At 43.4% G+C, this 21462-nt stretch carries 25 protein-coding genes, 10 tRNA genes and 1 rRNA gene; 30 read left to right on the top strand and 6 right to left on the bottom strand.

Annotated features, from left to right (window positions below):
* Nucleotides 1-11: 11 nt before the first annotated feature.
* The 11 genes from rrf (at nucleotide 12) to ACVC7Q_RS04710 (ending at nucleotide 1165) form a co-directional block, all read left to right on the top strand.
* Nucleotides 12-127 (top strand): 5S ribosomal RNA (gene rrf / locus ACVC7Q_RS04760).
* Between the two features lie 131 nt (nucleotides 128-258).
* A tRNA-Val gene (locus tag ACVC7Q_RS04755) sits at nucleotides 259-331 on the top strand.
* Between the two features lie 2 nt (nucleotides 332-333).
* Nucleotides 334-406 (top strand) — tRNA-Asp (locus ACVC7Q_RS04750).
* 24 nt (nucleotides 407-430) lie between these two features.
* Nucleotides 431-503: transfer RNA gene (locus ACVC7Q_RS04745), tRNA-Lys, on the top strand.
* A 6-nt stretch (nucleotides 504-509) separates the two neighbouring features.
* Nucleotides 510-591, top strand: a tRNA-Leu gene (locus tag ACVC7Q_RS04740).
* A gap of 17 nt (nucleotides 592-608) precedes the next feature.
* A tRNA-Thr gene (locus tag ACVC7Q_RS04735) sits at nucleotides 609-681 on the top strand.
* A 23-nt stretch (nucleotides 682-704) separates the two neighbouring features.
* Nucleotides 705-776 (top strand) — tRNA-Gly (locus tag ACVC7Q_RS04730).
* 7 nt (nucleotides 777-783) lie between these two features.
* A tRNA-Leu gene (locus tag ACVC7Q_RS04725) sits at nucleotides 784-869 on the top strand.
* A gap of 19 nt (nucleotides 870-888) precedes the next feature.
* A tRNA-Arg gene (locus ACVC7Q_RS04720) sits at nucleotides 889-962 on the top strand.
* Between the two features lie 36 nt (nucleotides 963-998).
* Nucleotides 999-1072, top strand: a tRNA-Arg gene (locus ACVC7Q_RS04715).
* A gap of 19 nt (nucleotides 1073-1091) precedes the next feature.
* A tRNA-Pro gene (locus ACVC7Q_RS04710) sits at nucleotides 1092-1165 on the top strand.
* A gap of 83 nt (nucleotides 1166-1248) precedes the next feature.
* Here the strand turns inward: ACVC7Q_RS04710 and ntdP are convergent.
* Nucleotides 1249-1782, bottom strand: a complete 534-nt coding sequence (ntdP, locus tag ACVC7Q_RS04705; RefSeq protein WP_447265021.1) for a nucleoside tri-diphosphate phosphatase — start codon at nucleotides 1780-1782, stop codon at nucleotides 1249-1251.
* A gap of 109 nt (nucleotides 1783-1891) precedes the next feature.
* Nucleotides 1892-2674 carry a recombination regulator RecX gene (recX, locus tag ACVC7Q_RS04700; protein WP_447265020.1) on the bottom strand — a complete coding sequence of 261 codons (783 nt, stop codon included), beginning with the start codon at nucleotides 2672-2674 and terminating at the stop codon, nucleotides 1892-1894.
* Between the two features lie 37 nt (nucleotides 2675-2711).
* Here recX and rlmD point away from each other — a divergent pair, with 37 nt between their 5' ends.
* The 9 genes from rlmD to ACVC7Q_RS04655 all read left to right on the top strand — a co-directional run bounded on the left by rlmD (nucleotide 2712) and on the right by ACVC7Q_RS04655 (nucleotide 11076).
* Nucleotides 2712-4064 carry a 23S rRNA (uracil(1939)-C(5))-methyltransferase RlmD gene (rlmD, locus tag ACVC7Q_RS04695; RefSeq protein WP_447265019.1) on the top strand — a complete coding sequence of 451 codons (1353 nt, stop codon included), beginning with the start codon at nucleotides 2712-2714 and terminating at the stop codon, nucleotides 4062-4064.
* A gap of 32 nt (nucleotides 4065-4096) precedes the next feature.
* Nucleotides 4097-4330: a DUF1858 domain-containing protein gene (locus ACVC7Q_RS04690; RefSeq protein ID WP_003005810.1), complete on the top strand. Its 234-nt coding sequence runs from the start codon at nucleotides 4097-4099 to the stop codon at nucleotides 4328-4330.
* Nucleotides 4330-5676, top strand: coding sequence for a DUF438 domain-containing protein (locus ACVC7Q_RS04685; RefSeq protein WP_447265018.1), 1347 nt, complete (start codon nucleotides 4330-4332; stop codon nucleotides 5674-5676). The genes ACVC7Q_RS04690 and ACVC7Q_RS04685 overlap by 1 nt, the downstream gene beginning before the upstream one ends.
* 2 nt (nucleotides 5677-5678) lie before the next feature.
* On the top strand, nucleotides 5679-5933 hold the full coding sequence (locus tag ACVC7Q_RS04680; protein WP_195623312.1) for a DUF1912 family protein: 255 nt from the start codon (nucleotides 5679-5681) through the stop codon (nucleotides 5931-5933).
* Between the two features lie 180 nt (nucleotides 5934-6113).
* The gene (locus ACVC7Q_RS04675; RefSeq protein WP_447265017.1) at nucleotides 6114-6461 is read left to right on the top strand and encodes a helix-hairpin-helix domain-containing protein; all 348 of its coding nucleotides are present in this window, start codon (nucleotides 6114-6116) and stop codon (nucleotides 6459-6461) included.
* Nucleotides 6462-6728: 267 nt separating this feature from the next.
* Nucleotides 6729-7316: a flavin reductase family protein gene (locus tag ACVC7Q_RS04670; protein WP_447265016.1), complete on the top strand. Its 588-nt coding sequence runs from the start codon at nucleotides 6729-6731 to the stop codon at nucleotides 7314-7316.
* The gene (locus tag ACVC7Q_RS04665; protein WP_447265015.1) at nucleotides 7294-7854 is read left to right on the top strand and encodes a GNAT family N-acetyltransferase; all 561 of its coding nucleotides are present in this window, start codon (nucleotides 7294-7296) and stop codon (nucleotides 7852-7854) included. The genes ACVC7Q_RS04670 and ACVC7Q_RS04665 overlap by 23 nt, the downstream gene beginning before the upstream one ends.
* Nucleotides 7854-8432, top strand: a complete 579-nt coding sequence (locus tag ACVC7Q_RS04660; protein ID WP_104020713.1) for an AAA family ATPase — start codon at nucleotides 7854-7856, stop codon at nucleotides 8430-8432. Before ACVC7Q_RS04665 ends, ACVC7Q_RS04660 begins: the two co-directional genes overlap by 1 nt.
* Nucleotides 8425-11076, top strand: a complete 2652-nt coding sequence (locus ACVC7Q_RS04655) for a valine--tRNA ligase (protein ID WP_447265014.1) — start codon at nucleotides 8425-8427, stop codon at nucleotides 11074-11076. Before ACVC7Q_RS04660 ends, ACVC7Q_RS04655 begins: the two co-directional genes overlap by 8 nt.
* Nucleotides 11077-11148: 72 nt before the next feature.
* Here the strand turns inward: ACVC7Q_RS04655 and ACVC7Q_RS04650 are convergent, their stop codons facing one another.
* Nucleotides 11149-11763 carry a TVP38/TMEM64 family protein gene (locus tag ACVC7Q_RS04650; RefSeq protein ID WP_009732361.1) on the bottom strand — a complete coding sequence of 205 codons (615 nt, stop codon included), beginning with the start codon at nucleotides 11761-11763 and terminating at the stop codon, nucleotides 11149-11151.
* A gap of 182 nt (nucleotides 11764-11945) precedes the next feature.
* Between ACVC7Q_RS04650 and ACVC7Q_RS04645 the strand changes: the two genes are divergently transcribed.
* The 10 genes from ACVC7Q_RS04645 (at nucleotide 11946) to ACVC7Q_RS04600 (ending at nucleotide 19346) form a co-directional block, all read left to right on the top strand.
* Complete coding sequence (locus ACVC7Q_RS04645; protein WP_118095844.1) at nucleotides 11946-12473, top strand: YqeG family HAD IIIA-type phosphatase; 528 nt, start codon at nucleotides 11946-11948, stop codon at nucleotides 12471-12473.
* Between the two features lie 2 nt (nucleotides 12474-12475).
* On the top strand, nucleotides 12476-13582 hold the full coding sequence (yqeH, locus tag ACVC7Q_RS04640; RefSeq protein WP_049514162.1) for a ribosome biogenesis GTPase YqeH: 1107 nt from the start codon (nucleotides 12476-12478) through the stop codon (nucleotides 13580-13582).
* A 224-nt stretch (nucleotides 13583-13806) separates the two neighbouring features.
* Nucleotides 13807-14118, top strand: coding sequence for a ribosome assembly RNA-binding protein YhbY (yhbY, locus tag ACVC7Q_RS04635; protein WP_003005853.1), 312 nt, complete (start codon nucleotides 13807-13809; stop codon nucleotides 14116-14118).
* Nucleotides 14119-14139: 21 nt separating this feature from the next.
* Nucleotides 14140-14772, top strand: coding sequence for a nicotinate-nucleotide adenylyltransferase (locus tag ACVC7Q_RS04630; RefSeq protein ID WP_009732363.1), 633 nt, complete (start codon nucleotides 14140-14142; stop codon nucleotides 14770-14772).
* On the top strand, nucleotides 14769-15365 hold the full coding sequence (gene yqeK, locus ACVC7Q_RS04625) for a bis(5'-nucleosyl)-tetraphosphatase (symmetrical) YqeK (protein WP_447265013.1): 597 nt from the start codon (nucleotides 14769-14771) through the stop codon (nucleotides 15363-15365). Before ACVC7Q_RS04630 ends, yqeK begins: the two co-directional genes overlap by 4 nt.
* On the top strand, nucleotides 15366-15866 hold the full coding sequence (locus ACVC7Q_RS04620) for a cysteine hydrolase family protein (protein WP_447265012.1): 501 nt from the start codon (nucleotides 15366-15368) through the stop codon (nucleotides 15864-15866).
* 14 nt (nucleotides 15867-15880) lie between these two features.
* Entirely contained in the window at nucleotides 15881-16234 is a 354-nt protein-coding gene (gene rsfS, locus ACVC7Q_RS04615) for a ribosome silencing factor (protein ID WP_447265011.1), read from the top strand.
* Between the two features lie 430 nt (nucleotides 16235-16664).
* Nucleotides 16665-17405 (top strand): class I SAM-dependent DNA methyltransferase, encoded by a 741-nt coding sequence (locus ACVC7Q_RS04610; protein ID WP_447265010.1) that lies wholly within the window; start codon nucleotides 16665-16667, stop codon nucleotides 17403-17405.
* A gap of 6 nt (nucleotides 17406-17411) precedes the next feature.
* The gene (locus tag ACVC7Q_RS04605) at nucleotides 17412-18509 is read left to right on the top strand and encodes a nucleotidyltransferase (protein ID WP_447265009.1); all 1098 of its coding nucleotides are present in this window, start codon (nucleotides 17412-17414) and stop codon (nucleotides 18507-18509) included.
* Between the two features lie 120 nt (nucleotides 18510-18629).
* Nucleotides 18630-19346 carry a YebC/PmpR family DNA-binding transcriptional regulator gene (locus tag ACVC7Q_RS04600; protein WP_049514178.1) on the top strand — a complete coding sequence of 239 codons (717 nt, stop codon included), beginning with the start codon at nucleotides 18630-18632 and terminating at the stop codon, nucleotides 19344-19346.
* 51 nt (nucleotides 19347-19397) lie between these two features.
* Here ACVC7Q_RS04600 and ACVC7Q_RS04595 read toward each other — a convergent pair whose 3' ends face one another.
* The 3 genes from ACVC7Q_RS04595 to ACVC7Q_RS04585 are packed head-to-tail and all read right to left on the bottom strand — an operon-like array spanning nucleotide 19398 to nucleotide 21461.
* The gene (locus tag ACVC7Q_RS04595; RefSeq protein WP_447265008.1) at nucleotides 19398-19700 is read right to left on the bottom strand and encodes a DUF5960 family protein; all 303 of its coding nucleotides are present in this window, start codon (nucleotides 19698-19700) and stop codon (nucleotides 19398-19400) included.
* Complete coding sequence (locus ACVC7Q_RS04590) at nucleotides 19681-20052, bottom strand: hypothetical protein (protein ID WP_447265007.1); 372 nt, start codon at nucleotides 20050-20052, stop codon at nucleotides 19681-19683. Before ACVC7Q_RS04590 ends, ACVC7Q_RS04595 begins: the two co-directional genes overlap by 20 nt.
* Complete coding sequence (locus ACVC7Q_RS04585; protein WP_447265006.1) at nucleotides 20049-21461, bottom strand: Y-family DNA polymerase; 1413 nt, start codon at nucleotides 21459-21461, stop codon at nucleotides 20049-20051. Before ACVC7Q_RS04585 ends, ACVC7Q_RS04590 begins: the two co-directional genes overlap by 4 nt.
* Nucleotide 21462: the final 1 nt, after the last annotated feature.

The raw sequence follows: 21462 nt of genomic DNA, 5'->3' as shown, positions 1-21462 counted from the left end.
AACATTCAGAGTTAAGTGACGATAGCCTAGGAGATACACCTGTACCCATGCCGAACACAGCAGTTAAGCCCTAGAACGCCGGAAGTAGTTGGGGGTTGCCCCCTGTGAGATAAGGTAGTCGCTTAGCAAGAGATTGAGCCTAGTTAATTCTAGGCTCATTTGGGAGTTTAGCTCAGCTAAGGAGAACGTAAGTTCGACTTTGTCGAAACTGACAAGAGTCAGTGCACGACAGGGAACCAGTGAGCTAGACGACCATATGGGAGTTTAGCTCAGCTGGGAGAGCATCTGCCTTACAAGCAGAGGGTCAGCGGTTCGATCCCGTTAACTCCCATAGGTCCCGTAGTGTAGCGGTTATCACGTCGCCCTGTCACGGCGAAGATCGCGGGTTCGATTCCCGTCGGGACCGTTAAGATAATGAAAATTATTTTAAGACTCGTTAGCTCAGTTGGTAGAGCAATTGACTTTTAATCAATGGGTCACTGGTTCGAGCCCAGTACGGGTCATATTTTGCGGGTTTGGCGGAATTGGCAGACGCACCAGATTTAGGATCTGGCGCTTTACGGCGTGGGGGTTCAAGTCCCTTAACCCGCATAGAAGAATAATAATGAGCCGGCTTAGCTCAGTTGGTAGAGCATCTGATTTGTAATCAGAGGGTCGCGTGTTCAAGTCATGTAGCCGGCATTTTTTTATATAAAGAAAGCGATGCGAACGTAGTTCAGTGGTAGAACACCACCTTGCCAAGGTGGGGGTCGCGGGTTCGAATCCCGTCGTTCGCTTGAGGAGGCCGGGGTGGCGGAACTGGCAGACGCACAGGACTTAAAATCCTGCGATTGGTAACGATCGTACCGGTTCGATTCCGGTCCTCGGCATAGATAAAGGTTGAAAGAAGCACCCTTAGCTCAACTGGATAGAGTACCTGACTACGAATCAGGCGGTTAGAGGTTCGACTCCTCTAGGGTGCATGGTCGCAAGGCTATGTAAGAATTAAATAGGAAAGAGCACCCTTAGCTCAACTGGATAGAGTACCTGACTACGAATCAGGCGGTTAGAGGTTCGACTCCTCTAGGGTGCATAAAGCGTAAGCTTTAGATCGGGAAGTAGCTCAGCTTGGTAGAGTACTTGGTTTGGGACCAAGGTGTCGCAGGTTCGAATCCTGTCTTCCCGATAGTATATTAAAAGAGTCTAATGATGTCATTAGACTTTTTTTTTATAATTTACAAGAAAAAAGAGCTTGCGCTCTTTCCAACTTTATTTATTTCGCAGTTCAACATAACGGTTATACCATATTTTGATATATTCCTCTGAAAAAGGACCTTTGTTTTGGTTTATCCAATCTACTAGTATTTTTACATTTTCTTTTAAAATATAGTCAATGTCATCTGAATAGTGCATTTTTTCTTTATGTTGCTCATATTCTTCAACATCTAACAATTTCTTTTCACCATTTGTAAAAACCTTGACATCGAGATCATAGTCGATATATTTTAAGGCCTCTTGGTCGATGTGAAAAGGACTTGCTAGGTTACAGTAGTAAGACACACCATTGTCACGGATCATGGCGATGATGTTAAACCAATATTTTTTATGGAAATATACGATCGCTGGTTCACGTGTAATCCAACGTCTACCATCACTTTCAGTAACAAGTGTATGATCATTTACTCCAATAATTGCATTTTCGGTTATCTTTAATACCATGGTGTCACGCCATGTACGGTGTAAACTGCCATCATGTTTATAACTTTGAATTGTAATAAAGTCGCCTTCTTTAGGTAGTTTCATAACTTACCAACTTTCTACAATCTAAGTATATCCTCTATATTGTAACATATTTTTTTAATTTTTTTCTTATTTTTCTATTTTATTTTCAATTTGATCTTTGAATGGGAAGTTATGAATCTAAAAATTCTCTAATGGCTGATGTTATATCATTATAATCGTACCCTTTTCTGGCTAGTGCTTGAGTTAAACGTTGTTTTAGGTCATAGCCCTCATATTTTTTACTGTATTTACGGTATTGTTTTTCTAACTCTTTTAGGATGAGCTCATTGGTTGTTTCTTCATCTGCTTCTAGTTCAAGATTTTGAAATGCACTCTTTGCTTGGTTGTATGCAAAACCTTTTGAAATGAGTCCTTGGATGATTTTCGTTTCAATGGCTTTTAATGGGTATTTTCCTTGGTATTTCTTTTGGAGTTTTATTGCGGTACGGGTGATAACTTCTGTAAAATCATAGTCAGCAAGAATTTCTTGAAGGATAGATTTTGGGACCCCTTTTTGTTGAATTTTTTGTTGTAATAAGACAGGGCCTTTATCGCCACAGAGGAGGTTGGCCTCTATCAGGTTTCTGGCATATTGACGATCATCTAACCACTTTTCTTCTTTTAGGTGTTGGACAACTTTATCAATAATCTCACTATCAATCTCATATTTTGTAAGGTAGTCTCGGACTTCTTTTGTTGTTCGACCTTTAAAGGAAAGATGGTAAAGGGCCAGGTTTTTACCATAGGAGTATTGTGCAAACTCTTGGATTTCTTTTAGCTCTTCTTCACTGATTTCTTTCTCTTTGGAAAGAAAATATTTGACGATGGTATCTTCTGTGATGTAAAGTTTTTGATCATTGTCTAATTCAAGAAGGTAGAGTCTTTTTTTCTTTTCTAGTTTTGTAATTTTCATGTTTTTATTATACCGAAAAATGTGTTAAGATAGGGATATGAACGTTAAAGTAAAACAAAAAATTCCTTTGAAAATTAAACGAATGGGAATTAACGGAGAAGGAATTGGCTTTTATAAAAAAACACTTGTCTTTGTGCCTGGTGCTTTGAAGGGAGAAGATATCTTCTGCCAAATTACAAGTGTTAAGAAAAATTTTGCGGAAGCCAAACTCCTATCTGTGAATAAGGCGTCTAAGTATCGGGTGACACCCATGTGTGATATCTATGAGACCTGTGGGGGCTGTCAAATCATGCATTTGAAGTATGACAAGCAGCTGGAGTTTAAGACAGATTTATTGCAACAAGCCTTGAAAAAGTTCTCACCTGAAGGCTTTGAACAGTATGACATTCGGCCAACAATCGGAATGCAGGAGCCTCTTTACTATCGGGCCAAATTGCAATTTCAAACAAGGAAATTCAAGGGCCAGGTGAAGGCGGGGCTTTATGCTCAAAATTCACATTATTTGGTAGAATTAAAAGATTGTTTGGTCCAAGATCCGGTTATTCAAGCGATTGCCAATGATCTTGCCGATTTATTGACTTACTATCAGATTCCGATTGCTGATGAGCGTAAAGAACTGGGTGTCAGAACTATGATGGTTCGACGTGCTCGGAAGTCTGGTCAGGTTCAGATCATTGTGGTCACCAGTCGCCAGATTAATTTAAAGGATTTAGTGGAAGGCTTGGTTAAGAAACACCCTGAGATTGTCACCGTTGCTGTTAATAAAAATACGTCTCGCTCCAGTGAAATCTATGGCGAACAAACGCAGATTATTTGGGGAGAAGAGGCCATTTTGGAAGGTGTTTTGGATTATGAATTTTCCCTGTCTCCTCGAGCCTTTTACCAGTTGAATCCGGAGCAGACTCAAGTGTTGTATAGTGAAGCAGTCAAGGCTTTGGATGTTTCGCCGGAGGATCATCTAATTGATGCCTACTGTGGGGTTGGAACGATTGGGTTTGCTTTTGCTAATAGAGTGAAAAGTGTTCGGGGGATGGATATCATTCCTGAAGCGATTGAAGATGCCAAATACAATGCTCAACGGATGGGATTTGAGAATACCCATTATGAAGCTGGGACGGCTGAGGAAATTATTCCTCGTTGGTACAAAGAAGGCTATCGAGCTAATGCTGTGATCGTGGATCCACCCCGTACGGGCTTGGGTACAAAATTGATCGAGACCTTATTGCAGTATGCACCTGAAAAGATGGTCTATGTCTCTTGTAATGTATCGACTTTGTCAAGGGATTTGGTAGCTTTGACAAAGGTTTATCGGGTTGAATACATTCAATCAGTGGACATGTTTCCACATACGGCAAGGACAGAGGCTGTCGTGAAGTTAGTGAAGAAGTGAAAATGAACGAAATGAGTAAAGGAAATAGGAAAATGGACAATGTCATTGATGTATCGATTCCAGTGGCTCAAGTCATTGATCAACATCCGGAAGTATTGGACTTGTTGGTGGAGTTGGGCTTTAAACCTTTAGCCAACCCCATCATGCGCAATACAGTTGGGCGCAAGGTTTCCTTGAAACAAGGATCAAAATTAGAAGGTACCCCCATGGAGAAGATTGTGCGAACGCTAGAAGCTAATGGCTATGAAGTAGTGGGGTTAGACTAATGAGCGATGAACGAATTCATGTCTTGAGAGACATCTTATTAGACCTGCATCATGGAGCCTCTCCTGAGTCGGTCCAAGAGCGCTTTGATGCGACTTTTGCAGGGGTTTCTGCGATTGAAATCTCTCTCATGGAGCATGAACTGATGAATTCAGATGCAGGTGTGACGTTTGAAGATGTTATGGAGCTTTGTGATGTCCATGCCAATCTCTTTAAGAACGCTGTACAAGGGGTCGAAGTGGCAGATACTGACCATCCAGGTCATCCGGTTCAGATCTTTAAACAGGAGAACCTAGCCCTTCGGGCCGCTATGATGCGGGTCCGTCGCTTGCTGGATAACTATGAGACGACTGAGGATCCTGAGATGATCCAGGAGATTCACAAAGGCCTCTTGCGTCAGCTTGGCTTGGTGGGTCAATTTGATCGGCATTACCGCCGTAAGGAAGAACTGATGTTTCCAATTATGGAAAAATACGGCCATGATTCTCCTCCGAAAGTCATGTGGGGAGTAGATGACCAGATTCGAGACCTCTTTACGAAAACTCTGGATGTGGCCAAAGCCCTGCCTGATTCTGCCATTTCAGAAGTTAAAAAGCGCTTTGAAGCCTTTGCGCAAGAGTTTGAGGCTATGATTTTCAAGGAAGAGTCCATCCTCTTGATGATTTTACTGGAGGCCTTTACCCAGGATGATTGGCTTTCCATTGCAGAAGAAAGTGATGCTTATGGTTATGCCATTATTCTCCCAAGTGAAAAGTGGGTACCAAAACGCGTGGACTTCAAGGAAGAAGGAGCAACAGAGACAGAAGATTTAGGTGAAGTCCTTCCTTCTTCAAATGGAAGCGAGCACCGTCAGGTCATTGAGACTCCTGATGGGCAGTTGACCGTTACCTTCACGCCTAAGAAAAAAGAAGAGAGTTTCGATCGCCAGCAGCCACAAGCTTTTGGGCATGGCTTTCTATCTGTGGAGCAAGCAAATTTGATCTTGAACCAGTTACCGATGGAGATCACCTTTGTCAATAAGGATGATATTTTCCAATATTACAACGATGCTGCGCCCTTTGAGGAGATGATTTTCAAACGGACGCCGTCGCAGGTAGGACGCAATGTCGAATTGTGTCATCCACCCAAATACTTGGAAAAGGTCAAAGCCATCATGCAAGGGCTTCGTGAAGGAAAAAAAGACAAGTATGAAATGTGGTTCAAATCCGAATCACGTGGGAAATTTGTCCATGTCACCTATGCAGCAGTGCGTGATGAAGCGGGAGACTTTCAAGGTGTCTTGGAATATGTTCAGGACATTCAACCTTATCGGGAGATCGATACGGATTTTTATAGAGGAATGGAGTAAAGATGAGTTACGAAACAGAGTTTATGAAGGAGTTTGAGGAGTGGATCAAGACCCAAGTCATGATCAATGAAATGGCTCTCGAAGAAAGTAAGAAGGTTTTTGATGAAGACCAGGATGAACGAGCCAAAATCGCGATGATTCGCTATGAAAGCCGTTTGGATGCCTATCAGTTCTTGCAAGGGAAGTTTGAAAATTTCCATGCTGGAAAAGGATTTCATGATTTACCAGATGACCTCTTTGGTAAAAGAAAATATTAAAATAGTCTTATTGAAGGCGTTTTACTGGCTAGATTTACCTGAAAATTGAGCAATGACTTGATTTTTTAAGGGATTGTGATACAATAAAAAAGTTGAATTGACATCAACGGATTATTGAATGGAATTATGGTGATGAAACCTTGTTGCCTTAGGAATTGATCACTGAATTTAGGAGGAAAAATGGCAAAGAAGAACGTAAACCGTGCGAAACAATACAAACATCAAAATAGACATCTTTTGAAAAAAGCTGTCGCAACTGTAACTGCAGCTGTTAAAGAAGCACCTAAAAAAGTTAAGAAAGCTACAAAAGCAGTGGCGAAAGAAGTGAAACAAGCAGCTTCTTCAGTGGAAGAATTCGCTGCAAGCTTGGAAGGTGTAGCCCTTGATCGTGCGCAAACATTCTATGATGAAGGTATTCGCTCTGTTGCGGACTTCGCAAACTGGACAGAAAAAGAGTTGTTGGCCCTTAAAGGAATTGGGCCAGCAACCATCAAGAAATTGAAAGAACTAGGCGTTAAATTTAAATAATTGCTTTTATGATTTCTTGCTATTTCCAGGAAAACTTGCTAAAATGAACCTATTAGAGGTGTTTTGAATCCCACATTTTACAGAAAGTGGCGGTGCTGAGAAGTCCACAAATGTGTCAAAACTAGTTGCTAATGGATGAAAATGAAATAAACAAAGTTGCGGGCTCTGCCCGAAATTGGGTGGTACCGCGGATAAAACACATTCGTCCCTGTCAGGTTGATGGCAGGGGCGATTTTTGTTTTATGCCATTAGCCAAAGGAGGTTGTTATGAAACAAGCTTTCAAAACCAGCAAACTCTACTATGGTTTTCCTATCTTTATCTTGGGTTATCAGGACCAGAACTTTGGGCACAACATCACGACCTGCAGCTCCTCTTATAGTCTGGGAGATTGGTTGGTCATCGGTGTTGGTGCTGAGGAAAATGCAGCAGATCAGATTAAGCATTACCAACAGTTCACCGTGAATATTCCTGATGAAAACTTCATGCTGGAGATGGAGCAGGCTGGATTTATCAGCCATCGAGAAAAGTTGGAACACTTGGGACTAGACTATGAAATTTCTGAACGGACCCAGGCACCGATTTTAAAGGCTTGTCCAGTTGTATTGGACTGTCAGGTGGATCGGATTATCGAGGAAGATGGCATCTGCCATATCTTTGCTAAGATTCTAGACCGACTGGCTGATCCGGAATTCTTGGACGATAAAGGTCATTTTAAAAATGATCGTTTTGCGCCGACTTACTTTATGGGGGATGGTCATCAGCGTGTTTACCGTTATCTAGATGATCGAGTTGACCCCATGGGAAGCTTTATCAAGAAAGCGAGAAAAAAAGATGACCAGAGCAGAACTACCTGAACGAATCGAGACGGAACGTCTGGTCCTGCGAGTCCGTACAGTGGCGGATGCTGAGGATATCTATGCCTACGCTAGTCTCCCAGAGGTTTCTTATCCAGCGGGCTTTCCGCCCGTCAAGACCTTGGAAGATGAGATTTATTACCTAGAACATATCCTTCCAGAGCGCAATCAAAAGGATAATCTTCCAGATGGTTATGGCATTGTGGTCAAAGGAACCGATAACATCGTCGGCTCTGTTGATTTCAACCATCGCCACGAAGATGATGTACTTGAGATTGGCTATACCTTGCACCCCGATTATTGGGGACGAGGTTATGTACCAGAAGCAGCGCATGCTTTGATTGATTTAGCTTTTAAAGAACTGGGGCTTCATAAGATAGAATTGTCTTGCTTTGGCTACAATATCCAAAGTCAACGAGTTGCGGAAAAATTAGGATTTACCCTTGAAGCTCGTATCCGAGACCGCAAAGATGCTCAAGGTAACCGCTGTGACAGTCTGATATATGGATTGCTGAAGAGTGAGTGGGAGGTGGATTGATGCATGTTTTCATCATTGGAGCTCCAGCTTCAGGGAAAATGACCATTGGTCAGGAACTTTCGAAACTCACCGGTGCGACTCTCTTTTTCAACCATCAACCAATTGATTTCGCACTCGAAATCTATCAAGATTTTACAGAGGAAATGTGGGAATTTGTTCGTGGAATTAACTTTTCTTTTCTTGGAACAAGCGCCAGGAATCATCGGTCGGTGATTTTAACAGGCGTAATTGACTTTTCAAATCAATACCAACTGATGTATTTGAAGAATATTCAAGATTTGTTAAATGAGTATCATCAAGAGATTCTTTTTGTTGAATTAGAAACGTCTCTTGAGGAGCGCTTACGTCGAAATCGGACGGAGAATCGGTTGAAGTATAAGCCCTTGAAACGGTATGTTGAGGTATCTGAAAGAGAGATTTTAGAGACTGATAAAATGAATCAACTTAATTCCCAAAAGCAACCGAGTGGTCTTCACCACTACCTTAAAATTGATAATACGAATCTGTCCGCAGAAGAAGTTGCAAAGCAGATTCAAGAAAAAATGAAAACAATAGAGAAAGGACACACACATGTCTAAAGAACTTTCACCTAAATACAATCCAGCCGAAGTTGAGGCTGGTCGTTACCAAAAATGGCTTGATGAGGATGTTTTCAAGCCTTCTGGCGATCAAAAGTCTAAGCCTTATTCAATCGTTATTCCTCCACCAAACGTAACTGGTAAACTTCACCTTGGTCACGCTTGGGATACGACTTTACAGGATATCATCATCCGTCAAAAACGGATGCAAGGTTTTGATACACTTTGGCTTCCAGGAATGGACCACGCTGGGATTGCGACTCAGGCTAAAGTAGAAGCGCGTTTGGCTGAAGATGGCATCTCTCGTTATGACCTGGGTCGTGAAAAATTCCTTGAGAAAGTCTGGGAATGGAAAGACGAATATGCGACGACTATCAAGGAACAATGGGGCAAGATGGGGCTCTCTGTAGACTATTCTCGTGAGCGTTTCACCCTTGACGAGGGGTTGTCAAAAGCCGTTCGTAAGGTCTTTGTAGAGCTTTACAAGAAGGGCTGGATTTACCGTGGTGAATTTATCATCAACTGGGATCCAAAAGCTCGTACAGCCCTTTCTGATATCGAGGTTATTCACAAGGATGTGGAAGGTGCCTTCTACCACATGAACTACATGTTGGAAGACGGTTCACGTGCCCTTGAAGTGGCAACAACACGTCCTGAAACCATGTTTGGGGATACAGCCGTAGCGGTTAACCCAAATGATGACCGTTATAAAGATTTGATTGGTAAAAATGTTATCTTGCCAATCTTGAACAAGCCAATCCCAATTGTTGGGGACGAACACGCAGACCCTGAATTCGGTACTGGTGTGGTGAAAATCACTCCTGCCCACGACCCGAATGACTTCTTGGTTGGTCAACGTCATAATCTTCCGCAAGTGAACGTTATGAACGATGATGGTACCATGAATGAATTGGCTGGTGAATTCAACGGCATGGACCGCTTTGAAGCTCGTAAGGCTGTTATCAAGAAGTTAGAAGAAATCGGTGCGCTTGTTAAGATTGAGAAGATGACCCACTCAGTTGGTCACTCAGAGCGTACTGGAGTTATGGTTGAACCACGCTTGTCTACGCAATGGTTCGTGAAGATGGACCAATTGGCTAAAAATGCTATCGCAAACCAAGATACAGACGACAAAGTAGAATTCTACCCACCTCGTTTCAACGATACCTTCCTCCAATGGATGGAAAATGTCCACGATTGGGTTATTTCTCGTCAGCTCTGGTGGGGTCACCAAATCCCTGCCTGGTACAATGCTGAGGGTGAAATGTACGTTGGTGAAGAAGCACCAGAAGGCGACGGATGGAAACAGGATGAAGACGTCTTGGATACTTGGTTTAGTTCTGCCCTTTGGCCATTCTCAACCATGGGTTGGCCTGATGTCGACTCAGAAGACTTCAAACGTTACTTCCCAACTTCAACCCTGGTAACAGGTTACGATATCATCTTCTTCTGGGTATCTCGTATGATCTTCCAATCATTGGAATTCACAGGTCGCCAACCATTCCAAAACGTCCTTATCCACGGTTTGATTCGTGACGAGCAAGGACGTAAGATGTCTAAATCACTCGGCAACGGGATTGACCCAATGGATGTTATTGAGAAATACGGTGCCGATGCCCTTCGTTGGTTCCTTTCAAATGGTTCTGCACCAGGTCAAGACGTGCGTTTCTCTTATGAGAAAATGGATGCGTCTTGGAACTTCATTAACAAGATTTGGAACATCTCTCGTTACATTCTTATGAACAATGAAGGATTGACCTTGGATGTAGCGCGTGAAAATGTGGCTAAAGTCGCTGCTAGTCAAGCAGGTAACGTGACAGACCGTTGGATTCTCCACAACCTCAACGAAACTATTGGAAAAGTTACTGAAAACTTTGACAAGTTTGAATTCGGTGTGGCTGGTCACATCCTCTACAACTTCATCTGGGATGAGTTTGCGGACTGGTATGTTGAGTTGACTAAGGAAGTGCTATACAGCGACAATGAGGACGAAAAAGTCATCACTCGTTCGGTTCTTCTTTACACCTTGGATCAAATCTTGCGTCTCCTTCACCCAATCATGCCATTCGTGACTGAGGAAATCTACGGTCAAATCTCTGAAGGAACAATCGTGACTGCTGAATACCCAGTGGTTCGTCCAGAGTTTGAAAACGAAGAAGCAGCAGCCGGCGTTGAAGCTCTTAAAGATGTGATTCGCTCCGTTCGTAACTCACGTGCAGAAGTGAACGTAGCGCCAAGTAAACCAATCACTATCTTGATCAAGACAAGCGACAGCAAGCTCGATGCCTTCTTCAATGACAATGTCAACTACATCAAACGCTTCACAAACCCAGAACACTTGGAAATTGCAGCAGATGTAGAAGTACCTGACTTGGTTATGTCAAGCATCATCACAGGTGCAGAAATCTACTTGCCACTCGCAGACCTTCTCAATGTCGAAGAAGAATTGGCTCGTCTTGAAAAAGAATTAGCCAAATGGCAAAAAGAACTGGATATGGTCGGTACGAAGCTCTCTAACGAACGCTTCGTAGCCAATGCCAAACCAGAAGTCGTCCAAAAAGAACGCGACAAACAAGCTGACTATCAAGCGAAATACGATGCGACAGTAGCTCGTATTGATGAGATGAAGAAGTTGGTGAAATAAACCTAGAAACACGGCGGAATGCCGTGTTTTTTGGTATGATTCTGTAAGAGAAGAGCTTAAGAATTCTATTTTTTAAACCATTTTCCAGAAATAATCGATGATATAGGTCAGGCCGTAGGTGTAGATGACCAGGGTGATGGGTTTGCAGAGGATGATGATGGTCATGTAGCGTTTGAAGGTCATATTGGTCAGACCTGCTAGCATACAGATGAAGTCGGCAGGACTAACGGGCCAGATCATCATGAAGATAAAGAAGCGATCGAACCGCTTGCCTTCATTGAGCCAGCCAATGTATTTGTCATAGGTCTTCTGGCTGACCATAGATTGGACGAACTTAGGCCCGTACATTCTCGCAAGATGGAAGATAATAGCACAACCGATCACGATGCCGATGTAGTTATAAATGGTCCCGATAATATGGCCGTAGATGAAGACACCTGCTACAGAAGTTAGGGCGCCGGGAATAATAGGAACTACTGTCTGAAGGATCTGAAGAAAGATAAAGAGAGGGGGTCCAAAGATGCCTGCTTGGAGAATAAAAGCTGACAAAGTTTCCTTGGATTGAAGGATGCCAGCAAAGTAGGCCCAGATACAAAAGGCCAAGGTCCCAAGAGCTCCAATGATGGACGACCAATTAATGATACGCTGGAGAAGAGGAGAGACCTCTTTTAAGCTTGTTTGTTTCATAAAAAATTCCGAGTTCTTTTTCTTCTACTATACCATGTTTTTGGAACTTTGTAAGGATTTTGTCTATTTTTTGAGCAGTGAAATTGACCTGATAGGAGACTGTCGTTGTTTTAGTCGTGAAGCGAGTGCAAAATGGGTCTTTTTATGCTACAATGAAAGGAGTATAAAAAATGGAGAAAAACGTGTCAATCGAAAATTACAAACCAGATTTTGCGGTGGAAGCAGCCTATGATCTCACCGTTACAGACTTGAAAAAACAGGGCATCAAGGCGGTCCTTGTGGATTTGGATAACACCTTGATTGCTTGGAATAATCCGGATGGGACTCCCGAGATGCGCCAATGGTTGCATGACCTTCGTGATGGGGGGATTCGGGTTATCGTGGTGTCCAATAATAGTCCCAAACGGGTCAAGCGTGCGGTTGAGAAATTTGATATTGACTATGAAGCGTGGTCGCTTAAGCCCTTTACTTTTGGGATTGATCGAGCTCTCAAACGTTTCCACTATGAAAAAAATGAAGTGGTCATGGTGGGTGATCAGTTGATGACCGACATCCGGGCGGCTCATCGGGCGGGTATTCGTTCGATTTTGGTTAAACCTTTGGTCGAGCATGACTCGATCAAGACGCAGATCAACCGGGCGCGTGAACGCCGTGTTATGAAGCAAATGGCCGAAAAATATGGTCCGATTGTATACAAAAAAGGAATTTAAGAATGGAAGAATTATTCTGTATTGGCTGTGGAGCGCCCATTCAGACAGAAAACAAAGAGGGACTGGGCTATACTCCCCAATCAGCTCTTGAAAAGGGCTTGGAAACAGGCGAAGTCTATTGCCAACGCTGTTTCCGTCTCCGTCACTACAATGAAATCACAGACGTTCATCTGACAGATGATGATTTCCTAAAATTGCTTCACGAAGTAGGAGATAGTGATGCTCTTGTGGTCAATGTAGTCGATATTTTTGACTTTAATGGCTCCGTCATTCCTGGCTTACCCCGTTTTGTAGCAGGAAATGATGTGCTTTTGGTTGGAAATAAAAAGGATATCTTGCCCAAGTCTGTCAAGGATAGCAAGGTGACCCATTGGTTGATGGAGCGAGCCCACGAAGAAGGCATGCGTCCTGTCGATGTGGTCCTCACCTCTGCCCAAAACAAGAGTGCTATCAAGGACTTGATGGAAAAGATTGAGCAACACCGCAAAGGCCGTGATGTTTATGTGGTGGGTGTGACCAATGTAGGGAAATCAACCCTCATCAATGCGATTATCCAAGAAATCACAGGCGATAAGGATATTATTACAACTTCTCGCTTCCCAGGAACGACTCTGGACAAGATCGAAATCCCACTGGATGATGGATCCTACATCTACGATACACCGGGAATTATCCATCGCCACCAGATGGCTCACTACTTGACGGCTAAAAACCTCAAGTATGTCAGCCCTAAAAAGGAAATCAAGCCTAAGACTTATCAGCTCAACCCCGAGCAAACCCTCTTCTTGGGTGGTCTGGGACGCTTTGACTTTATCAAGGGAGAAAAGCAAGGTTTCACCGCCTTCTTTGATAACGAACTCAAGCTTCATCGGACCAAACTCGAAGGAGCGACGGCCTTTTATGATAAGCATGTCGGAGGCTTACTAACACCTCCGAACAGCAAGGAAAAAGAAGAATTCCCCCCCTTGGTTTCCCATGAGTTTACCATCAAGGACAAGACAGACCTCGTCATCTCTGGACTCGGCTGGATCCGCGTCAATGGGGAAGCAAAAGTAGCTGTGTGGGCACCAGAAGGCGTCGCCGTCGTCACCCGCAAAGCTATTATTTAAAAATATGAAATAGAATGAAATTGAAGAGCGAACGAAGTGAGCTCATAAAGAGATCGTTATTGCCGTGGTGTAGTTGCCAATCGATCGATTGGCAAGGGCAAAATTGAGACAAGGCTCAATTTTGAGGTGAGGAAATCCATTTTTCAAAGATGAGATCTTTGAAAAATTAGTTCCGGCCGTCCCCACCACTTAAAATAAGGATCAAAAAATAAGGAAGTAAAAACATGACATTAACATCCAAACAACGGGCTTTTCTCAATAGCCAAGCCCACAGCCTCAAACCCATTATCCAAATCGGGAAAAATGGGCTCAATGACCAAATCAAAACCAGTGTGCGCCAAGCGCTAGATGCGCGCGAACTGATCAAGGTGACCCTTCTTCAAAATACAGATGAGAATATCCATGAAGTAGCGGAAATCTTGGAAGAAGAAATCGGTGTGGAAACTGTCCAAAAGATTGGTCGGATTCTCATCTTATTCAAACAATCGAGCAAAAAAGAAAATCGTAAAATTTCAGCGAAGGTAAAAGAAATTTAAGACATCGAGGAGAGCAAACCTATGGCAATTGAACTATTGACTCCCTTTACCAAGGTAGAGTTAGAGCCAGAGATCAAAGACAAGAAACGCAAACAAGTTGGTATTTTGGGTGGGAATTTCAATCCGGTCCACAATGCCCATTTGGTCGTTGCGGATCAAGTGCGCCAACAATTAGGGTTAGATAAGGTGCTCTTGATGCCTGAGTATGAGCCACCGCATGTTGATGCCAAGGGAACGATTGCAGAGCACCATCGTCTCAAGATGCTGGAATTAGCCATTGAAGGCATTGAAGGTCTGGAGATCGAGACGATTGAACTCGAGCGCAAAGGGATTTCCTATACCTATGACACCATGATCTTGCTCAATGAACGCGATCCAGACACAGACTATTACTTCATTATTGGTGCAGATATGGTGGATTATTTACCCAAATGGCATCGTATTGATGAATTGGTGGAGATTGTGCAATTTGTCGGAGTACAGCGACCACGCTATAAGGCAGGGACTTCTTATCCGGTGATATGGGTGGATGTTCCCCTAATGGATATCTCCTCTAGTATGGTGCGTGATTTTGTAGCCAAGGGTCGGACGCCGAATTTTATGTTGCCAAAACCAGTCTTGGATTACATCAAGAAAGAAGGATTGTATCAATGACCTATGAAAACTACCTAGGCTTTTCTCGTGAGGTCTTGCTTGAAAAAATGCGTCAAATCCTGCCAGAAAATCGGCTAACCCACTGTTTAGGGGTTGAGAAGGCTGCGCGTGACTTGGCCAAACGCTATGGAGCTGATGAAGAGCAGGCTGGTCTAGCAGGTTTGTTACATGACTATGCCAAGAAATTATCAGATCAGGAATTTCTGGACTTGATTGATCGCTATGAGCTGGATCCAGCATTAAAAAACTGGGGCAACAATGTCTGGCATGGGATGGTCGGGATTTACAAGATCCAAGAAGACCTCGGACTGACAGATCCAGCCATTCTTCGCAGTATTGAGATTCACACCGTGGGGAGTGATCAGATGTCAACCTTAGACAAGATTGTCTATGTGGCTGATTACATTGAGCACAACAGGGCCTTTCCAGGGGTAGAGCAAGCACGTGATATCGCTCAAGTTTCTTTGGATCGTGCTGTGGCCTATGAGACGGCTCGCACAGTCGAACACCTGGCTCACCAAGGATTGCCGATTTATCCCCAAACCCTTGAAACCTATAACGCCTTTGTGAAGTATTTGAAAGAGGAGCAGTGAGTGAAAACAGCTTTAATCATTATTGATGTACAAAATATCCTCGTAGAAACAGGTTTTGAGACAGAAAAACTCTTAGAGAAGATTACTTATTTGCAAGATCGAGCTAGAAAACAGCAGATTGAAATCATCTACATACAGCATATTGAAACGCCAGAGGCTTTAACTTCGAAAGATTGGCAGTTATCGCCCCTGTTGAATAGACAGGAGAATGAAAAGGTGTTTCAGAAGCGATACAATAGCATGTTTAAAGAGACAGGATTAAAAGAATACTTGGATCAACAAGGGATTGAACAACTGGTCCTGTGTGGCATGCAGACAGAATATTGTGTCGATACATCCATCAAAGTGGGATTTGAATACGGCTATAAGCTGGTCGTTCCAGAAGGAGCTGTCACAACCTTTGATGGAGAGGACATCCCAGCAGAAATGCTCAATGAATTTTATGAAAATATTTGGGCAGAACGTTTTGCGGATGTCTTAGATTACAAATCAATTTTTTAAAGAAAGAGGACTAAATGAAAGAAAAAGAATTACTTGAACTTGTTGTTAAAGCTGCCGATGAAAAACGCGCAGAAGAAATTGTGGCTTTGGATGTTCAAAGCTTGACCAGTGTGACGGATTACTTTGTTATCGCAAGCTCTATGAACAGCCGTCAGTTGGAAGCAATTGCTGAAAATATTCGCGAGAAAGTCGTTGAAGCTGGTGGCAATGCCAGCCACGTCGAAGGTGACTCAGCAGGAGGTTGGGTCCTTCTTGACTTAGGTGGTGTGGTAGTCCATGTCTTCTCAGAAGAAATGCGTGCTCACTATAACCTAGAAAAACTATGGCACGAAGCAGATGCTGTCGATCTTTCAGCAACCCTAGCATAAGCAGCTAAACTCAGTTGGTAGCAACTGAGTTTTGTTGGTTAAATTGAAATTCTATGGAAAGAAAGGATGGGGCCTCGTGTTAAGTTAGTTTGGTAACGGAACACGAGCTAAAAGCTGTGAGAAAAAGAGTAACTTCCTTTGTATCTGACGATACGGCAGAAAGTTTCGTATTTTCTCTTTGCTTTTAAGGCTCTTTGTATCTTAGAAAGGATTTGAACCCGTCCTGTAATCCTCGGAAAATAGATAGCTCTCCTTGGAGATTAGCTCCATCGTCGTGCTCCTAATTTTCTATCGGATTACGGGCGGACTTGTTTTAGAATAGAAAGGATGGGCCTCGTGTTTGGTTGTTTTCTTAATTGAACACGAGATAAAAGCTTTGAGAAAGAGAAAAATTCTCTCTTTGCTTTTAACGCTCTTTGTATCTTGATTTATGGCGACTTATGAAACGTTTGCGGCGGTCTATGATGCGGTCATGGATGACAGCCTGTATGATTTGTGGACGGATTTTTCCCTCCGCCATCTCCCAAAGACAAAAGATAAGAAAAAATTACTGGAATTGGCATGTGGGACAGGGATTCAGTCTGTTCGCTTTTCTCAAGCTGGCTTTGACGTAACAGGTTTAGACCTGAGTGCTGACATGCTGAAAATTGCTGAAAGAAGAGCGGCTTCAGCCAAGCAGAAGATTGCATTTATCGAGGGCAATATGCTGGACTTATCCAAGGCTGGTAAATACGATTTTGTGACCTGCTACTCTGATTCCATCTGCTATATGCAGGACGAGGTGGAAGTGGGAGACGTCTTTAAAGAAGTCTATAATGCCCTCAATGAGGACGGGGTCTTTATTTTTGATGTCCATTCGACCTACCAGACGGATGAGGTCTTCCCAGGCTATTCTTACCACGAGAATGCCGAAGACTTTGCTATGCTCTGGGATACCTATGAGGATGCGGCCCCTCACTCGATTGTCCATGAGCTGACCTTCTTTGTCCAAGAAGAGGATGGCTCCTTTAGTCGGCATGATGAAGTTCATGAGGAGCGGACCTATGAAGTTTTAACCTATGACATTTTGCTGGAGCAGGCTGGCTTTAAATCTTTCAAATTGTACGCGGACTTTGAAGATAAGGAGCCAACAAAGACCAGCAAACGATGGTTTTTTGTAGCACAGAAGTAGGATAGCATGACAGTTACAGGTATTATTGCAGAATTTAATCCTTTTCACAATGGGCACAAGTACCTGCTGGAACAGGCAGAGGGGCTGAAAATCGTTGCCATGTCTGGGAATTTTGTCCAACGTGGGGAGCCTGCCATTGTAGACAAGTGGACACGGGCGCAGATGGCTTTGGAAAATGGAGCAGACCTGGTGGTCGAGCTCCCCTTTCTCGTGTCTGTTCAGTCGGCGGATCATTTTGCCAAAGGAGCGGTGGAGATCTTGTCCCGTCTGGGAATCGACCAATTGACCTTTGGGACAGAAGAGGTCATAGATTACCAAGCGATTGCAACTGTTTACTCTGAGAAAGAAGTGGAAATGGAAGCTTTCTTGCGAAGCCTTCCTGACGATTTATCCTATCCACAGAAGACCCAAAAAATGTGGGAAACCTTTGCTGGAGTGGAGTTTACAGGGAATACTCCCAATCATATCTTGGGGCTGGCCTATGCCAAGGCTTGTGCTGGGAAAGGGATTGCGCTTAAGGCTATCCAACGTCAAGGTGCGGGTTACCATTCAGAAGAAAAAGAGGTGGCTTACGCTTCTGCGACTAGTCTACGCCTACACAAGGATGATCAGGACTTTGTTGACAAATTTATGCCCAATAGCCAGCTCTTTCAGACGTCTTCTCAGGTGTCTTGGGAGGATTATGACCAACTGCTCCGTTATCAAATCCTAACCCATCCGGAGCTGACACAGATTTTTCAAGTCAATGAAGAACTAGCAAATCGGATAAAGGATGCGATTCGAAGCGCTAGCTCTGTGGAAGATCTGGTGGAGAAAGTCGCAACCAAGCGCTATACCAAAGCTCGTGTCCGCCGCATTTTGACTTATATTTTAGTAGGTGCGAGAGAAGAAATCTTGCCGACCGCTATCCATGTCTTGGGTTTCACTGAAAAAGGACAGGCCCATCTCAAGTCACTAAAAGGTCAAGTGGACTTGGTAACGCGGATTGGTAAGGAACCTTGGGATTCCTTGAGCCAGCAAGCGGATCAGGTGTATCAACTAGGCCATTCCCAGTTGCAAGAGCAGATCTGGGGTCGGGTGCCAGTGAGAGTAAGAGATGAATAAAAGACGCTTGGTAGAGTAGTTCCATCCAGGATGATGCGCAAAAAAATCTTCCAAGTCTTATGATTTGTGATATAATATAAAAGATTGAAAATAATTTGAAAAAATTTAAGGAGAATCCTCATGGGACGTAAATGGGCCAATATTGTTGCCAAGAAAACTGCCAAAGATGGTGCTAACTCAAAAGTATATGCCAAATTTGGTGTTGAGATCTATGTAGCTGCTAAAAAGGGTGAACCAGATCCAGAATTGAATACTGCTTTGAAATTCGTTATCGACCGTGCTAAACAAGCGCAAGTGCCAAAACACGTGATTGATAAAGCGATCGACAAGGCAAAAGGAAACACGGACGAAACCTTTACAGAAGGACGTTACGAAGGGTTCGGACCAAATGGTTCCATGTTGATCGTTGATACCTTGACGTCAAACGTTAACCGTACAGCTGCCAATGTCCGTGCGGCTTTTGGTAAAAACGGCGGTAACATGGGAGCTTCTGGTTCTGTATCTTACCTCTTTGACAACAAGGGTGTCATTGTCTTTGCAGGTGATGATGCGGATGCCATCTTTGAGCTTTTGCTTGAAGCAGATGTGGATGTAGATGATGTTGAAGCAGAAGAAGGAAGCATCACTGTTTACACTGCTCCAACTGATCTTCACAAAGCGATCGTTGCTTTACGTGAATCAGGTGTTGAAGAATTCCAAGTAACTGAATTGGAAATGATTCCTCAATCAGAAGTTGAGTTGTCAGGTGAAGATTTGGAAACCTTTGAAAAACTTTACAGCGTTCTTGAAGACGATGAAGACGTACAAAAAATCTACACCAACGTAGATGGATTCTAATCACTTGTACGGACTGTAGTGAAATTAAAAATTAAATAAAAGGATAGCTTCTCAGATAAAGCTATCCTTTTTTTGTAAGAAATGTCCTGTGTAAGCGTAAATACGGGTCAGGGGTGATTGGGAGAGTGTGGAAACCTTAAAATAGAAATAGTGGTCTCGATGATCTCGACTTTTAGCATGGTGGAGACGAAAATAATTTCGCTGGCCTGCTGCCATAGAGTGGAGAATATCATCTTCTAAAAAGACGAGCGGCGTAGAAGTAGCCGCCCACTTGTAAAAGTCTGTCTCAAATTGGTGGTAATTCTCTGAAAAATAATCAAATTGTAATTCGTGTTTAGTCTGAATAGGTTTCATACGGTGTTTCCTCATCTTCAATAAAAATGATAGAGGTCAGAAGGAGGCGGTGGTAGTGGCCATCGCTTTTGAGAAGAAGCTCAGAAGCAGATAAGGTGTGAAGCGAACCTGTGTAGGTTGCAAATTGATTCCCCTCTAGAGTCGTGATCGAGATCGTCGTTTGTTGTTGAAAGGCCTGCTCGAGGAGCTGGATCTGCTCAGAAAGAGGAAGAATCGTAAGCTGACTGCGGTCGATTTCTTTGGTATGCAGGGCAGTTGTGTGCTCAGATAAAAAGAAGCCGGCCCATTTGGCCATGCCACGGTCTTGAAATTCGCGTGCGGATTGATAAGGGAGATAAGAACGGTCGATCATGTTAATCCATCTAAGCCTCCTGCGGAATGTCCGCCAGTTAGTTTACTACGAGCAATGGCGCGTGAGTTTTCTAGTAGTGAGGAGCCTTTCTGAAGAGAGGTAAAGCCAAATTGGTCTCGAATGCGGTCAATGGTCTGCTGGAGTTTTTCCTCTTTTTCTAGGGCTATTGGATCATCAAAGAGAGAAAAAAGTTGGAGAGATTCCTCGACAAGTTCGCCATAAAAAACACCAATCTGCCGAATGGCTCCGCCTTCGTACTTGGAGCGAAAGAGCCGCAGAACAGTATCGGATAAAACCTTGGTGGATTGCGTGGGTTCAATCTTTTGCTGGCAATGAATGGACGGAAGCCCCTCAATTTTGGAATAGGAGGCATGAATGGAGACTAGCTGGGTCTTCTTTTTTTTCCGTCGCAAGCGGATAGCCACCTGTTCAGCCATCTCACGAAACACCAGTTCAATGTCTGTTTGTAGGTGGTAGTCATAGGGCAAGATTTGAGAATTGCCAATGCCTCGTGACTTCGGACGATAAGGCTTGTGGACATTGCTTTCATCAATGCCATGAGCATGGAACCAAAGTTGAAGTCCCATGACTCCGAATTCTTTCTTTAAGAGATCGGGATGAGCCTGAGCCAGTTCTTTAATCGACGTGATCCCGATCCCTTGCAATCGTTTTTCAGTGCGACGTCCAATGCCCCAAAAATCAGTGAGCTGGGGCAGTTTCCAGACCTTGCTTTCTACGTCTTCGTAAGACCAGTTGGAGCGCATATTTCGGCAATGCTTGGCTTCATTGTCTAAGGCTAGCTTGGCAAGAAGAGGATTGGCGTTGCTGAGGCCAATGGTAGAATAGATTCCAGTTTCCTGCCAGATTTTTTTTTGGATCCTGGCAGAAAGAAGGTCCAGTTTTTCCTTTCGCGAAAGGGAGGAATCTGGAATAAAATAATTTAAGGAAGAAGTCAGATCGATAAAGCTTTCGTCGATCGAGTAAGGAAATATATCATCGGGTGCCGCAAATTCCTGAAAAACCTTCTGAATCTCCATATTGACCTGAATGTAGGCATTCATGTGTGGTGGCACAATCAGGGTCCTCTTGGCCCAGGATTCAATGGATGCAATAAAGTCTGGATCCGTCGGAAATCCTTGTTTTTTTGCGACGTAGCTATTGAATTTTCTGGTCTTGAGATCAAAAGGCAGGTCGTAGCTCCGGCTCACATTCTTCTTGCAAAAGACCTGTTTGAAAACGGGAGAGCTGGCCAAAATCAGACCAGCAGAATTGTCGCTCCGGCTCATGACGCAAAGAGAAGTGGTCAGGGGATTTAGGCCCAGACGTACACACTCACAGCTGGCATAAAAACTTTTCATATCCACAAAAGCAATATCAGAATGAGGCTCACGTGAATAATCAAATAGCATA

The organism is Streptococcus sp. W151, assembly GCF_053010205.1.
This window is presented reverse-complemented; position numbering and strand designations above follow the sequence as displayed.

Bases quoted from the DNA above. Each gene is read 5' to 3' on its own strand.
- ACVC7Q_RS04690 (WP_003005810.1), top strand. From the start codon at position 4,097: ATGGACAATGTCATTGATGTATCGATTCCAGTGGCTCAAGTCATTGAT.
- ACVC7Q_RS04605 (WP_447265009.1), top strand. From the start codon at position 17,412: ATGACAGTTACAGGTATTATTGCAGAATTTAATCCTTTTCACAATGGG.
- recX (WP_447265020.1), bottom strand. From the start codon at position 2,674: ATGAAAATTACAAAACTAGAAAAGAAAAAAAGACTCTACCTTCTTGAA.
- ACVC7Q_RS04590 (WP_447265007.1), bottom strand. From the start codon at position 20,052: ATGATCGACCGTTCTTATCTCCCTTATCAATCCGCACGCGAATTTCAA.
- ACVC7Q_RS04610 (WP_447265010.1), top strand. From the start codon at position 16,665: ATGGCGACTTATGAAACGTTTGCGGCGGTCTATGATGCGGTCATGGAT.
- ACVC7Q_RS04585 (WP_447265006.1), bottom strand. From the start codon at position 21,461: ATGCTATTTGATTATTCACGTGAGCCTCATTCTGATATTGCTTTTGTG.
- rlmD (WP_447265019.1), top strand. From the start codon at position 2,712: ATGAACGTTAAAGTAAAACAAAAAATTCCTTTGAAAATTAAACGAATG.
- rsfS (WP_447265011.1), top strand. From the start codon at position 15,881: ATGAAAGAAAAAGAATTACTTGAACTTGTTGTTAAAGCTGCCGATGAA.
- ntdP (WP_447265021.1), bottom strand. From the start codon at position 1,782: ATGAAACTACCTAAAGAAGGCGACTTTATTACAATTCAAAGTTATAAA.
- ACVC7Q_RS04660 (WP_104020713.1), top strand. From the start codon at position 7,854: ATGCATGTTTTCATCATTGGAGCTCCAGCTTCAGGGAAAATGACCATT.
- ACVC7Q_RS04670 (WP_447265016.1), top strand. From the start codon at position 6,729: ATGAAACAAGCTTTCAAAACCAGCAAACTCTACTATGGTTTTCCTATC.
- ACVC7Q_RS04675 (WP_447265017.1), top strand. From the start codon at position 6,114: ATGGCAAAGAAGAACGTAAACCGTGCGAAACAATACAAACATCAAAAT.
- ACVC7Q_RS04650 (WP_009732361.1), bottom strand. From the start codon at position 11,763: ATGAAACAAACAAGCTTAAAAGAGGTCTCTCCTCTTCTCCAGCGTATC.
- ACVC7Q_RS04655 (WP_447265014.1), top strand. From the start codon at position 8,425: ATGTCTAAAGAACTTTCACCTAAATACAATCCAGCCGAAGTTGAGGCT.
- ACVC7Q_RS04665 (WP_447265015.1), top strand. From the start codon at position 7,294: ATGACCAGAGCAGAACTACCTGAACGAATCGAGACGGAACGTCTGGTC.
- yqeH (WP_049514162.1), top strand. From the start codon at position 12,476: ATGGAAGAATTATTCTGTATTGGCTGTGGAGCGCCCATTCAGACAGAA.
- ACVC7Q_RS04630 (WP_009732363.1), top strand. From the start codon at position 14,140: ATGGCAATTGAACTATTGACTCCCTTTACCAAGGTAGAGTTAGAGCCA.
- yhbY (WP_003005853.1), top strand. From the start codon at position 13,807: ATGACATTAACATCCAAACAACGGGCTTTTCTCAATAGCCAAGCCCAC.
- ACVC7Q_RS04595 (WP_447265008.1), bottom strand. From the start codon at position 19,700: ATGAAACCTATTCAGACTAAACACGAATTACAATTTGATTATTTTTCA.
- ACVC7Q_RS04680 (WP_195623312.1), top strand. From the start codon at position 5,679: ATGAGTTACGAAACAGAGTTTATGAAGGAGTTTGAGGAGTGGATCAAG.
- yqeK (WP_447265013.1), top strand. From the start codon at position 14,769: ATGACCTATGAAAACTACCTAGGCTTTTCTCGTGAGGTCTTGCTTGAA.
- ACVC7Q_RS04600 (WP_049514178.1), top strand. From the start codon at position 18,630: ATGGGACGTAAATGGGCCAATATTGTTGCCAAGAAAACTGCCAAAGAT.
- ACVC7Q_RS04685 (WP_447265018.1), top strand. From the start codon at position 4,330: ATGAGCGATGAACGAATTCATGTCTTGAGAGACATCTTATTAGACCTG.